Origin of the sequence: Cognatilysobacter segetis (assembly GCF_004359965.1) — a bacterium.
GTDB classification, from domain to species: Bacteria; Pseudomonadota; Gammaproteobacteria; order Xanthomonadales; family Xanthomonadaceae; genus Cognatilysobacter; species Cognatilysobacter segetis.
The window spans coordinates 1-12,605 of record NZ_SMRQ01000068.1; the positions used below are offsets into that span (position 1 = coordinate 1).

At 70.5% G+C, this 12,605-nt stretch carries 9 protein-coding genes and 2 pseudogenes; 5 read left to right on the forward strand and 6 right to left on the reverse strand.

Annotated elements, in window-relative coordinates; all coding sequences use genetic code 11:
• Nucleotides 1-304: pseudogene (locus E4F61_RS12560) on the forward strand (hypothetical protein); the annotation flags it as partial.
• A 6-nt stretch (nt 305-310) separates the two neighbouring features.
• Here the strand turns inward: E4F61_RS12560 and E4F61_RS12565 are convergent.
• From E4F61_RS12565 to rluD, 3 genes are all read right to left on the reverse strand, one after another.
• Complete coding sequence (locus E4F61_RS12565; RefSeq protein ID WP_202909001.1) at nt 311-2,086, reverse strand: AI-2E family transporter; 1,776 nt, start codon at nt 2,084-2,086, stop codon at nt 311-313.
• Between the two features lie 78 nt (nt 2,087-2,164).
• A complete protein-coding gene (pgeF, locus tag E4F61_RS12570) occupies nt 2,165-2,932 on the reverse strand; it encodes a peptidoglycan editing factor PgeF (RefSeq protein ID WP_133479983.1) in 768 nt (255 codons plus the stop codon).
• Nucleotides 2,929-3,900 (reverse strand): 23S rRNA pseudouridine(1911/1915/1917) synthase RluD, encoded by a 972-nt coding sequence (gene rluD, locus E4F61_RS12575; protein ID WP_133479984.1) that lies wholly within the window; start codon nt 3,898-3,900, stop codon nt 2,929-2,931. Before rluD ends, pgeF begins: the two co-directional genes overlap by 4 nt.
• 103 nt (nt 3,901-4,003) lie before the next feature.
• Here rluD and E4F61_RS12580 point away from each other — a divergent pair, with 103 nt between their 5' ends.
• Nucleotides 4,004-4,879: an outer membrane protein assembly factor BamD gene (locus E4F61_RS12580; RefSeq protein WP_133479985.1), complete on the forward strand. Its 876-nt coding sequence runs from the start codon at nt 4,004-4,006 to the stop codon at nt 4,877-4,879.
• Between the two features lie 78 nt (nt 4,880-4,957).
• On the opposite strand, the gene E4F61_RS12585 is transcribed toward E4F61_RS12580, so the two are convergent.
• The 3 genes from E4F61_RS12585 to sucC all read right to left on the reverse strand — a co-directional run bounded on the left by E4F61_RS12585 (nt 4,958) and on the right by sucC (nt 8,965).
• Complete coding sequence (locus E4F61_RS12585) at nt 4,958-6,583, reverse strand: NAD+ synthase (protein WP_133479986.1); 1,626 nt, start codon at nt 6,581-6,583, stop codon at nt 4,958-4,960.
• 164 nt (nt 6,584-6,747) lie between these two features.
• Complete coding sequence (sucD, locus tag E4F61_RS12590; RefSeq protein ID WP_133479987.1) at nt 6,748-7,623, reverse strand: succinate--CoA ligase subunit alpha; 876 nt, start codon at nt 7,621-7,623, stop codon at nt 6,748-6,750.
• Nucleotides 7,624-7,795: 172 nt separating this feature from the next.
• Nucleotides 7,796-8,965, reverse strand: a complete 1,170-nt coding sequence (gene sucC, locus E4F61_RS12595) for an ADP-forming succinate--CoA ligase subunit beta (protein WP_133479988.1) — start codon at nt 8,963-8,965, stop codon at nt 7,796-7,798.
• A gap of 174 nt (nt 8,966-9,139) precedes the next feature.
• Here sucC and E4F61_RS12600 point away from each other — a divergent pair.
• The 3 genes and pseudogenes from E4F61_RS12600 to E4F61_RS12610 all read left to right on the forward strand — a co-directional run.
• Nucleotides 9,140-10,730: pseudogene (locus tag E4F61_RS12600) on the forward strand (sensor histidine kinase).
• Nucleotides 10,731-10,808: 78 nt separating this feature from the next.
• The gene (locus E4F61_RS12605) at nt 10,809-12,230 is read left to right on the forward strand and encodes a sigma-54-dependent transcriptional regulator (protein WP_133479989.1); all 1,422 of its coding nucleotides are present in this window, start codon (nt 10,809-10,811) and stop codon (nt 12,228-12,230) included.
• A 236-nt stretch (nt 12,231-12,466) separates the two neighbouring features.
• A partial coding sequence (locus E4F61_RS12610; protein ID WP_133479990.1) for a prepilin-type N-terminal cleavage/methylation domain-containing protein occupies nt 12,467-12,605 on the forward strand: 139 nt, incomplete at its 3' end.

Here is a 12,605-nt window from a genome sequence, read left to right on the forward strand (position 1 = left end):
CGACATCGACGGCGCCGGCGATGCGATCGCGCAGGCCATGACGATGCCGCTGGCCGAGCGCCGCGAGCGATGGGACGCGATGTTCCGCCACCTCTGCGCGCACGACGTCACGCACTGGCGGCGCACGTACCTGCAGGCACTCCGCGACGTGCACCTCGACATCGACGCGCACGCCGAGCGCGCGGAGGACGAGCCGACGGAACGCGAGGGCGGCACCTGGCACGAGCGCCGCACCGGCGGCGATCGCCGGTCGGGCGGCGAGCGGCGCATCCCGCTCGTGGCGCCGGCGCCGCCCCGGCACTGAGGCCGATCAGCCCGCCAGCGACGCGATCTTGCGCAGCTCCGACGCGGCCGCCGACAGCGTGGTCGCCAGGCGCGACACGCCGAGTTCCGCCAGCTCGCGACGCTGGCGCATCTGTGCGCCGCTCTGCAGGCCGGGTCGCACGACCAGCACCGGCAGGTCGTCGAACGCGGTGCGCAGTCGCTTGATCACGTAGCGCACCTGCGCGAGCCCACCGGGCGGCACCGACACCAGCACGACCGCGTCGACGCCCGCGGCGCGTACCTGCTCGACCACGTCGGACGCCAGCACGGCCGACGTCGCGGGCGCCCAGTCGATGCGGCCCATGTCCACGAGCTTGCCCAGCATGGTCAGCGCCACCTCGTCGACGGCGTCGCGCACGGGGATCGCCAGCACGCGCGTGCGATCGGCACCGACCAGCGCGTCCGGGCGGATCAGGCGCCGGTGCGCATCCACCATCGCGTGCGCCTCGTCGACCACGCGCGCATGGTCGGCGGGGTCGAGGCGACCGTGGCGCAGGTCTTCGCGCGCATGCCCCAGCATCGGCACCACGATCTCGTCGTAGGCGCGGTCCAGCCCGTCCAGCGCGGCGTAATCGTCGAGCAGGTCGGCGGCCTCGGTGTCGTCCTGCGCGAGCAGGCGCTGGTAGTAGCGGTGCGCGGGCGCGAGCGGCGGCGTGTCGCCGAGCAGCGTGTCGAGGAATTTCAGGAACGGCACGTAGCGGCCGAGTACGACGAGGCAGACCGTCAGCGGCGACGCGAGCACCAGCCCCACCGGCCCCCAAAGCCACGTCCAGAACGCGACCGCGATCAGCAGCGCCGCCTGCGACACGCCCATGCCGCGCCCGTAGACCCACGGTTCGATCACCATGTTGGTGACGAGTTCCAGCGCGCCGAACAGCGCGACGACGAGCAGCGCCGTGGTCCACTCGCGCGCGATGAGCAGGCTCAGCGCAACCGGCAGGAATGCGGAGATCCACGATCCCAGGTACGGGATATAACGCAGCACCGCCGCGAAGAAACCCCAGAGCAACGCATACGGCACGCCGATCAGCCACAGCCCGATCGCCACCGCGACGCCGAACCCGGCATTCACCGCCAGCTGCATCAGCAGGTAGCGGCTGACGCGCTGGCCGGCGTCCTCGAGCGCGCGGGTGGTGTCGGCGAGCTGGTCCACGCCGACCAGCGAGATCACCCGGTCGCGCAGGTCCTCGCGGTGGATGAGCATGAAGATCACCAGCACCATCACGAGGCCCAGCGTGGCCAGCGGCTCGATCAGCGGGCCGGCGACCGCCCACAGCTGCGACATGCGCACCGGCTCGTCGTGCACGATCCGCACCGGCTGCGCACGCGCGGCCTCGCGCTCGGCGCGCGTCATCGGCGCGGGGCCGCGACGGTCGAGCTGCGTCGAAATGCGCTCGGCCACCGACTGCACCTTGTCCAGCAGGCCGGTGCGCCCGCGCGCCCGCAGCTGCTCGATCTTCGCGGTGACGTTGGGCTCGTAGCGCGGATAGGAATCGAGCAGGCTGCCCACCTGCCGCGTGACGGCGAAGCCTGCGGCGATCGCCAGCGCCAGCGCCAGCGTCGTCATCAGCACGCTGGAGACCACGCGCGAGAAACCGCGGCGCTCCAGGTAATGCGCGGGCGGCGCCAGCAGGAACGTGAACAGGATGGCCAGCGCCACCGGGATCACGATGACCTTGGCCCAGTACAGGAAGCCGAGCACGAGCGCGGCGCCGACGAGCACCGGCAGCGCCCGATTGATATTGGAATGCTCGACCGCCACCACCACCCCCGACGCCGGTGATCCGGCCGGCGCCGTTATGCGCCCTGCCGCGTCAAGGCCGGATGCAGCCGCTTGGGCTCAGCCGCGGGGATCGATCCAGACCAGCGACGCCATGCGCCCGGTGCGGCGATCGCGCCGGTGCGAGAAGAAGCGTGCCGGCTCGGCGATCGTGCTCAGGCCGCCGCCGTGGATCGCGTCCTCCGCCATGCCGGCCTGCGCCAGCCGCCGTCGCGCCAACGCGTACAGATCGACGCGCCAATGGTGCGGCCGGGCGGTCGCGAACGCGCCGCCGCAGGTCCAGTCCGGGGCGACGAACGCGTCGTACACGTCCACGCCGACCTCGTAATCCGCCGGCCCGGCCGCCGGGCCCAGCCACGCGACCACCTCGCCGGGCGGCGTGCGCATCGCCGCGAGCGTGGCCTCGAGTACGCCGTCGGCGAGCCCGCGCCAGCCGGCGTGCGCCCCGGCCACTTCCGAGCCGTCGCGGGCGGCGAACAGAACGGGCAGGCAGTCGGCGGTGAGGATGGCGACGATCACGCCCGGCTCGGACGTCACCGCCGCGTCCGCCTCGGGTTCGCCGTCGAGGGCGTCGCCCGCCTCCAGCCGAACGACCCGCGTGCCGTGCACCTGGCGCAGCCAGCGCGGCGCCGCGGGCAGGCCGAGATGCGCCACGAGTTCGGCGCGGTTGGCCTCGACAATCGCCGGCGCATCGCCATCGGCGGCGTGGCGGTTGCCGAGGTTGAAGGTGTCGAACGGCGCCTGCGAACGCCCGGCGCCGTGGCGCAGCGTGGTGCCCGCGTGCACCGCGCGCGGGGCCGGCCAGTCCGCAGGCAGGAACGGGCTCAACGGGCCCGCGCCTCGTGTTCGCGCAGGTCCTCGCGCAGCGCGTCGATCAGCGCGCGCAGGTCCGCGGGCACCGGCGCGGTGCAGCGCACCGGCTCGCCGCTGACGGGATGGCGGAACTCGAGCGTCTCCGCATGCAGCGCCTGGCGCTTGAAGCCACGCAGCGCGGCGATGGTGTCCTCGGACGCGCCACGCGGCAGCTTCAGCGGTCCGCCGTACAGCGGGTCGCCCACGATCGGATGCTTGAGATGGGCCATGTGCACGCGGATCTGGTGCGTGCGGCCCGTCTCGAGCCGGCATTCGAGCAGCGTGTGCGCGCGGAAGCGTTCGCGCAGGCGGAAATGCGTCACCGCGTCCTTGCCATCGTCGCGCACGGCCATGCGCAGGCGGTCGCGCGGGTGGCGATCGATCGGCGCGTTGGCCGTGCCGCCGGACACCAGCGCGCCGACCACCACGGCCAGGTACTGGCGGTGCACTTCGCGCGCGGACAGCTGGTCGACGAGCGACGTATGCGCCTCCAGCGTGCGGGCCACCACCATCACGCCCGACGTGTCCTTGTCGAGCCGGTGCACGATGCCGGCGCGCGGCAGCGCCGCGAGCGAGGGGTCGCGATGCAGCAGCGCGTTCACCAGCGTGCCGGCCGGGTTGCCGGCGCCGGGGTGGACCACCAGCCCGGCGGGCTTGTCGAGCACGATCACGTCGGCGTCCTCGTACAGCACGTCCAGCGCGATGTCCTCGGCCGGTGCGTCGGTCTGGATGCCGATCTCGGCGGCCACGGTCACCCGTTCGCCGCCACGCACCGGATCGCGGGGCCGCGCCTCGCGGCCGTCCAGCAGGGCCTGGCCCGACTTGATCCAGCCGGCGAGCCGCGAGCGGGAGTGCTCGGGAAAGAGTTCGGCAATCACGGCGTCGAAGCGCCGTCCGGCGCTGGCGTCGGGAACGCGGGCTTCGAGGGTGATGGTCTGGGTCATGCGGAACGGCCTGGTCGCGGGGTGTCCCACCAGCGCGGGCCGGTTAAGACGGGCCTGCTATTATCCGGCCTTCCCGTCTCCCGATCCGGCATCCGTCGATCCCATGAGCCATCGTTCCGCCTTCCGACCGTCGCCCGCGACCCTCTTCCGTGGCGCGGCGATCGCCGTCCTCGCGGTCTCGCTGCTCGCCGGAACCGGCTGCGCGCGCTTCAAGAGCCGAAACAAGGACGCCTTCGAGGGCCAGCCCGTCGAGGTGATCTACCAGAAGGCCGAGAAGTCGATGCAGAACGGCAACTGGTCGAGCGCCGAGGAGACCTTCAAGCGCCTCATCGCCCAGTACCCGTACGGCCCGTACACCGAGCAGGCGCTGATCGAGACGGCCTACGCCCAGTACAAGGCCGGCAAGCACGAGGACGCGGTCAGCACGATCGACCGCTTCATCCGCACGTATCCGACGCACCGCAACATCGCCTACCTGTACTACCTGCGCGGCCTGGTGAACTCCTCGCGCGACGCGGTGTTCCTGCAGCGCGTGTGGCACCTCGACCCGGCGCGCCGCGACCTCGCGACGCCGATGCAGGCGTACAACGACTTCGGCATCGTCGTCGAGCGCTACGGCAACAGCCGCTACGCCGCCGACGCGCGCGACCGCATGGCCAAGCTGCGCGACACCTTCGCCCGCTACGAGGTGGATACGGCGCTGTACTACCTGCGCCGCGATGCGAACGTCGCCGCGATCGACCGCGCGAAGTACGTGCTCGAGAACTATCCGCAGTCGGCCTACCAGGCCGATGCGATCGCGACGCTCGCCGCGGCCTACACCGCACTGGGCAACACCGCGCTGGCCGGTGACGCGCGCGCCGAGCTGCAGAAGGCGAACCCGAACCATCCGTACCTGCACGGCGACTGGCCGGACTACCCGGGCCACCTGCGTCGGCTGAACCCGTTCGGCGGCGACGCCTCCGCGCTCAAGCACTGAGCCAGGGATTGGATGAAAACGCCGCCTCCGGGCGGCGTTTTCCGTTACGGGAGGCGTGTCCCGAGGCGCGGGCGGGCCTCAGCGGTAGCCGCTGCTGATCGGGTATCGCCGCTCGCGGCCGAACGCGCGGCGCGTCATCTTCGGCCCGGGCGCGGCCTGGTGCCGCTTCCACTCCGAAATGCGCACGAGCCGCAGCACGCGCTCCACCGTGGCGGCATCGAAGCCCGCCGCGACGATCTCGTCGCGCGACTGCTCGCCGTCCACGTGCCGCTGCAGGATCGCGTCGAGCACGTCGTAGGGCGGCAGCGAGTCCTGGTCCTTCTGGTTCTCGCGCAGCTCGGCCGACGGCGGCCGCTCGATCACCGCCTGCGGGATCACGCGGTCGCCGACCGTATTGCGCCAGCGCGCGAGGCGGAACACGTCGGTTTTGTAGACGTCCTTGATCGGCGCGTAGCCACCGCACATGTCGCCGTAGATCGTCGCGTAGCCGACCGCGTACTCGCTCTTGTTGCCGGTCGTGAGCAGCAGCCCGCCGAACTTGTTCGACAGCGCCATCAGCATCGCGCCGCGGATGCGTGACTGCAGGTTCTCCTCCGTCGTGTCGACCGCGTGCCCCTCGAACGTCGACGCGAGCGTGTCGAGGTAGCCCTCGAACGGCGCCTCGATCGGCAGCGTCAGCAGGCGCACGCCCTGCCGCTCGCACTGCTCGGCGGCGAGATCGTTCGAAAGATCCGCGGTGTAGCGCGACGGCAGGCGAACGGCGGTGACGTTTTGCGCGCCCAGCGCGTCGACCGCGATCGCCAGCACCAGCGACGAGTCGATACCGCCCGACAGACCCAGCCACACCTTCTCGAAACCGTTCTTGCGGCAATAGTCCTGCGTGCCGCGCACGATGCCGCGCCAGGCGAGCGCCTCCGGGCTTTCGTCGCCGTCCTCGCGCCACAGCACCGGCGAGAAGCGCCGTTCGATGTCGTCGTAGTCGACCACCAGCCATTCGTCGCTGAACGCGCAGGCGGCCGGGTGCACGGTGCCGTCGCCGTCCGCCACGACGGACGCGCCGTCGAACACCACATGGTCCTGGCCGCCGACCACGTTGACGTAGGCGATACCGACGCCGGCCGCCTGCGCGCGTTCGGTCAGCAGCGCGTCGCGCGCCGCGTGCTTGTCGTGCTCGAACGGCGAGGCGTTGGGCACCACCACCAGCCGGGCGCCCGCGGCAACGGTCGAGGCCAGCGGCTCCGGGAACCAGAGGTCCTCGCAGATCACGAGGCCCACCTGCACGCCGTCGACCTCGACCACGCAATCGCCGCCGTCGGGATCGACCGAGAAATAGCGCCGCTCGTCGAACACCGCGTAGTTGGGCAGCTCGCGCTTGCGGTACGTCCGCTCGATGCGCCCGTCGCGCAGCACGCTGGCCGAGTTGTACACCACCGGACCCGCGCTTTCGGGCCAGCCGACCACGGCGGTGATGCCGCGCGTCGACGTCGCGATGCGGGCCAGTGTCTGCTCGCAATCGGCCAGGAAACTGGGCCGCAGCAGCAGGTCCTCCGGGGAATAGCCGCTCACCGTGAGCTCGGGGAAGACGACGAGCGCCGCGCCGTGCTCGTCGCGCGCCTGCGCGATCAGCGCTTCGATGCGCGCGGCATTGCCGGCGATGTCGCCGACCGGGAAGTCGAACTGCGCGAGCGCGATTCGCAGCGGCATGTCGGGCTCCTGTGGTGGGCGACGATTCTACGCGCCGCGCGCGAAGCGACCGTCCATTCCGTGCGTCGCGCGCGCCGGGCCGTCGCGTCCGTTCCCATGCCGGGATCGCCCAACGAAAAAGGCCGCCCGGAGGCGGCCTTCTTGGTGTTCGGCGGTGCGGGCGATCAGCCCGCGAGCTTCTTCGCGATCGCCGCGCCGAGGTCGCCGGGCGACTTCACCGTGGTGACGCCCGCCTTCTCCAGCGCCGCGAACTTGCCTTCGGCCGTGCCCGAGCCGCCGGACGCGATCGCGCCCGCGTGGCCCATGCGCTTGCCCTTCGGCGCCGACGCGCCGGCGATGAAGCCGACAACCGGCTTGGTCACGTACTGCGAGATGAACTCCGCGGCTTCTTCCTCGGCGCTGCCGCCGATCTCGCCGACCATGATGATGCCCTCGGTCTGCGGATCGTCCTGGAACCACTTCAGCGCGTCGATGAAGTTGGTGCCGTTGATCGGGTCGCCGCCGATGCCGATGCAGGTCGACTGGCCGAGGCCGACGTCGGTCGTCTGCTTCACCGCTTCATACGTGAGCGTGCCCGAGCGCGACACGATGCCGATCTTACCCGGCATGTGGATGTGGCCCGGCATGATGCCGATCTTGCACTCGCCCGGCGTGATCACGCCGGGGCAGTTCGGACCGACCAGCACCGTCTCCGGATAGCCGTTCAGCACGTTCTTCGCGCGCAGCATGTCGAGCACCGGAATGCCCTCGGTGATGCAGACGATGACGCGGATGCCGGCGGCTGCGGCTTCCATGATCGCGTCGGCCGCGAACGGCGGCGGCACGTAGATGACGGAGGCATCGGCGCCGGTGGCGGCGACGGCTTCTTCCATCGTGTTGAACACCGGCAGGCCGAGGTGCGTGGTGCCGCCCTTGCCCGGGGTGACGCCGCCCACGACCTTCGTGCCGTAGTCGAGCATCTGCTGCGCGTGGAAGGTGCCCTGCGAGCCGGTGAAGCCCTGCACGAGCACCTTCGTGTCCTTGTTGATCAGAACGGACATGTCTTGGAGTCCTTCGAAATTCGGAGTCGTTCGGCTTCGGATGCATCGGACAACGGCGAAACGCCTTTGTCCGTCAGGAGTTGCTTCCACAACCCCGGCCCATCGCTTCGCTCCGGGCCGCCCCCTTCACTCAAGGGGGCTCTGAAAAGCATCACGCCGCCGCGCGTAATGGTCAGGCGGCCTGCTTGACGGCCGCGACGGCCTTCTTCGCACCGTCGTTGATGTCGTCCGCCGGCGTGATGGCGAGGCCGGAGTTCGTGAGGAGCTCCTTGCCCGCCTCGACGTTCGTGCCCTCGAGGCGCACGATCACCGGCACCTTGACGTCGACTTCCTTGACCGCGCCGATGATGCCCTCGGCGATCATGTCGCAGCGGACGATGCCGCCGAAGATGTTGACGAAGATCGCCTTCACCTTGTCGCTCGACAGGATCAGCTTGAAGGCCTCGGTGACGCGCTCCTTGGTGGCGCCGCCGCCCACGTCGAGGAAATTCGCCGGCGAACCGCCGTTGAGCGCGATGACGTCCATCGTCGCCATGGCCAGGCCTGCGCCGTTGACCATGCAGCCGATGTCGCCGTCCATCGTGACGTAGTTGAGGTCGTACTTCGACGCCAGCACCTCGGTCTCGTCCTCCTGGCGCACGTCGCGCATGGCGACGAGCTCGGGATGGCGGAACGAGGCGTTGTCGTCGGAGTTGATCTTGCCGTCGAGCACGGCGAGGTCGCCGGTGGTGAGGATCGCGAGCGGGTTGAGCTCGACCAGCGCGAGGTCCTTCTCCATGAAGAGCTTGAACAGGCCCGTCATGATCTTGGTCAGCTGGCCGACCTGCTTCGCGTTGAGGCCCATTGCGAAGCCGATGTCGCGGCACTGGTACGGCTGCAGGCCCTCGACGTAGTTGATGTTGAGCGTGTGGATCGCTTCCGGCTTTTCGGCCGCGACCTGCTCGATGTCCATGCCGCCCTCGGCCGACGCGATGAACGTCACCGACTTGGTGGCGCGGTCGACGAGCACCGACAGGTACAGCTCCTTCGCGATGTCCGTGCCTTCGGAGATCAGCACGCTGTCGATCGGCAGCTCGACGCCGGCGGTCTGGTAGGTCGCCATCTTCGTGCCGAGCATCTGCTTGGCGTACTGCGCGACTTCGTCGAAGTTCTTCGCGAGCTTCACGCCGCCGGCCTTGCCGCGGCCGCCCGCGTGGATCTGCGCCTTGACGACCCACAGGTCGCCCGGGATCTGCTTGGCCGCCGCCACCGCCTCGTCCGGCGAGCGGGCGACGATGCCCTTGGGAACGGCGATGCCGTAGTCGGCAAAGAGCTGCTTCGCCTGGTATTCGTGGAAATTCATGCGTCACCGAAGGATGGACGTGGGGCTCGCGCGCGAATGCACGCCCGGCGGGCCGGCGCGAGGGGGCCGTATTGTCGCCGATCGGGGCGGTCGGCCGCAAAAACCCGCCCGGGAACGCCCCGTGGAGCGGGCACCTATACTCGCGCGACCGCCCGCCGGACGCGCGCCGTGCCCCTGCAGACCGTCGTTACCCCGCTCGACGCCGACCACGTCCTCTACCGCGAGCTGCGGCTGTTCAACCTCTATCGCGTCCTGGAAGCCGCCCTGCTGGTGCTGCTGGTGTTCGGGCCGGTGGAGGGCGTGGTCGGGGCGCCGCGCGCGGTGGTGCTGGCGCCTTCGGTGGTCATCGCCTACCTGTTCGTTTCGCTGATCGTGCTCGCGCTCGGGCGCCGGCTCGACGTGCGCGTCTCCGCCGGCGTCGGCGTCGCGGCCGACCTCTTCTTCGGCATCCTCGCGATCCACGCGATCCCGGTCGCCGGCACCGGCATCGCACTGATGCTGATGTTCAACGTCGGCGCCGCGGCGCTGCTGCTGCCGCCGCGCATGGCGTTCACGGCCGCCGGCGTGGCCGTGCTCGGCCTCATCGCCGAATACGCGTGGAGCGCGGCCGATGCCGATACGCGGCGCGCGCTGGCCGAGCCCGTGATGTTCGCGATCGGCTACTTCGCGCTCGCCACGGTGATGAACGTGCTCGGCCGCCAGATGCGCGAGAGCTACGAGATCGCCGCGCTGCGCACGACCGAGAACGAACACCTCGCGCAGGTCAACGAACTGATCATCCGCCGGCTCCGCACCGGCGTCGTGCTGGTGGACGGCAGCGGCCGCATGAAGCTCGCGAACGAGGCCGCGACCGCGCTGCTCGGGGACATCGGCGACGAGGCGAACGGCTATCGCGAACTGGCGGTCGCCGTGCCCGAGCTCGGCCGCCGGCTGGCGGCCTGGCGGCAGGGCGGGGCCGTCGACGACGCACCGGTGCGCCTGGCGGTCGACCAGCCGGACGTGATCCCGCGTTTCGCCCGCCTGCAGGCCAACAGCGACCAGGCGCTGGTGTTCCTCGACGACACCTCGCTGGTGTCGCAGCGTGCCGAATCGATCACGCTGGCTACGCTGGGGCGCTTCTCGGCGAGCCTCGCGCACGAGATCCGCAACCCCCCTCGCGGCGATGAGCTATGCCGTGCAACTGCTCGAGGAATCCGACGACATCCGCGTCGCCGATCGACGCCTGCTGGAGATCATCCACCAGCACGTGCAGCGCATGAACGGCATCGTCGAGAACGTGCTCGGCCTCGCGCGGCGCGAGCCGGCCAAACCCGAGGTGGTCGAACTCGTCGGCTTCTCGGCGCACTTCGTCGAGGACTACCTGGTCAGCCACGGCATCGAGGGCGACACGCTGGGCAGCGCGTCGTCGCTGCGCGAAGCGAACGCGCTGTTCGATCCGCGCCAGCTGCACCAGGTGGTGACGGTGCTGGTGCACAACGCGCTGACCTACGGGCGCATGCCCGGCGAGCCCGCGCGGGTGACGCTGCGGGTGAGCGTGGAGGCCGGGCAACCGGTGCTCGACGTGCTCGACCGCGGCCCGGGCATTCCGGAGATGGTGCGCACGCGGCTGTTCCGCCCGTTCTTCACCACGTCGAGCCACGGCACCGGCCTCGGGCTCTACATCGCCCGCGAACTCTGCCGGGCGAACCAGGCCAGCCTCGACTACGTGCCGACCCCCGGCGTCGGCGGCTGCTTCCGCATCCGCATGAGCGCGCTCGGCCGCTGACCTGACGCGGGGTTGACGAAAACGGCCCAAAGTGGCCGCAGCCTGTCACTTCCGCTAAGGTGCCCGGCGGAGGATCCGATGGCCGAAACCCGTAGCACCCCCGCCAAGTCCGCGCTGGTCGTCGACGACGAGCGCGACATCCGCGAACTGCTGGTCATGACGCTGGGCCGGATGGGCCTGCGCTGCGACACGGCCGCCAACCTCACCGACGCCCGGGCGCTGCTGTCCCGCAATACCTACGACCTCTGCCTGACCGACATGCGCCTGCCGGACGGCACCGGGCTCGAGATCGTCTCCGAGATCAACCAGAAGCATCCGACCACGCCGGTCGCGATGATCACGGCCTTCGGCAACGTCGAGGCGGCCGTGGAGGCCCTGAAGGCCGGCGCCTTCGACTTCGTGAGCAAGCCGGTCGACCTGGGCGTGCTGCGGGACCTGGTCCGCCAGGCGCTCGAGCTTCACGAGCGCCGCCGGGCGGCCAGCGAAGCGGGCATCTCCTCGCGGCTGTTCGGCGAATCGCCGGCGATGGCGAGCCTGCGCGCCACGCTGACCAAGGTCGCCCGCAGCCAGGCGCCGGTGTACATCTCCGGCGAATCGGGCGTGGGCAAGGAACTGGTCGCCCGGACCATCCACGCCGAGGGCGGCCGCGCGTCCGGGCCGTTCGTCCCGGTCAACTGCGGCGCGATCCCGGCCGAGCTGATGGAGAGCGAGTTCTTCGGCCACAAGAAGGGCTCGTTCACCGGCGCCCATGCCGACAAGCCCGGCCTGTTCCAGGCGGCCGATGGCGGCACCCTGGTCCTCGACGAGGTCGCCGAGCTGCCGCTGCCGATGCAGGTCAAGTTGCTTCGCGCGATCCAGGAGAAGTCGATCCGGCCGGTGGGTTCGAACGCCGAGGTCAAGGTCGACGTGCGCATCCTCTCGGCCACGCACAAGGACCTGGCCGCGCTGGTCGAGGAAGGCCGCTTCCGCCACGACCTCTACTACCGCATCAACGTCATCGAGCTGCGCGTGCCGCCGCTGCGCGAGCGCCCCGAGGACCTCGCAGGCTTGGCCGACGTCATCCTGCGCCGGCTCGCCGCCGCGCAGGACCGCCCGGCGCCGAGCCTGTCCCCGGATGCGCTCGAGGCCCTGCGGGGCTACGGGTTCCCGGGCAACGTGCGCGAGCTCGAGAACATCCTCGAGCGGGCCCTCGCCATGGCCGACGGCACGGTGATCCGCGCCGACGACCTGAGCCTGCCGAAGACCTCGCCGCGCCCCGGCGCGACCGCCGCCGCGCCACCCCCGGCGGCTGCGGCGCCGGCCCCGCCCGTCGACCCGCGCACCCAGGATCCGCGGGACACCGCGACCAGCGCCCTGCCCTCGTACATCGAGGAGATCGAGCGTGCCGCCATCCAGCACGCCCTGCAGGAGAACCGCTACAACAAGACGCGGACCGCGGCGGCACTGGGCATCACCTTCCGCGCGCTGCGCTACAAGCTTAAGAAGCTGGGGATCGAGTAGTCGCGGATTGACCCGTCACGTCAGCCGCTCGCGCAACCTGACGCGGGAGGTCAGGCGTTCCGTGACCCGGCGCATCGAACCGTGACGGACGGCTCAACTCCGAGCGGCGGATTGGCGAAGGAATGTTTGGCACGGGTTGTGCGTATGCTTCGCCGCACGGAGAGCGCACGGCAGGCCGAAGCGCGGCGAATCGTCCGTCATATCCGCGAATTGTCATTCACCCCAGGGGATTCACCATGAAGAAGCAGAACGGCTTTACCCTCATCGAGCTGATGATCGTCGTCGCGATCATCGCGATCCTGGCCGCCATCGCGCTGCCGCAGTACCGCAAGTACACGCAGAAGTCGGCCAACGGCGCCTGCCTCGCGGAGGCCA

Coding starts and splice junctions, on each gene's coding strand:
- rluD (WP_133479984.1), bottom strand. CDS start 3,900: ATGACCCAGACCATCACCCTCGAAGCCCGCGTTCCCGACGCCAGCGCC.
- E4F61_RS12580 (WP_133479985.1), top strand. CDS start 4,004: ATGAGCCATCGTTCCGCCTTCCGACCGTCGCCCGCGACCCTCTTCCGT.
- E4F61_RS12585 (WP_133479986.1), bottom strand. CDS start 6,583: ATGCCGCTGCGAATCGCGCTCGCGCAGTTCGACTTCCCGGTCGGCGAC.
- sucD (WP_133479987.1), bottom strand. CDS start 7,623: ATGTCCGTTCTGATCAACAAGGACACGAAGGTGCTCGTGCAGGGCTTC.
- sucC (WP_133479988.1), bottom strand. CDS start 8,965: ATGAATTTCCACGAATACCAGGCGAAGCAGCTCTTTGCCGACTACGGC.
- E4F61_RS12605 (WP_133479989.1), top strand. CDS start 10,809: ATGGCCGAAACCCGTAGCACCCCCGCCAAGTCCGCGCTGGTCGTCGAC.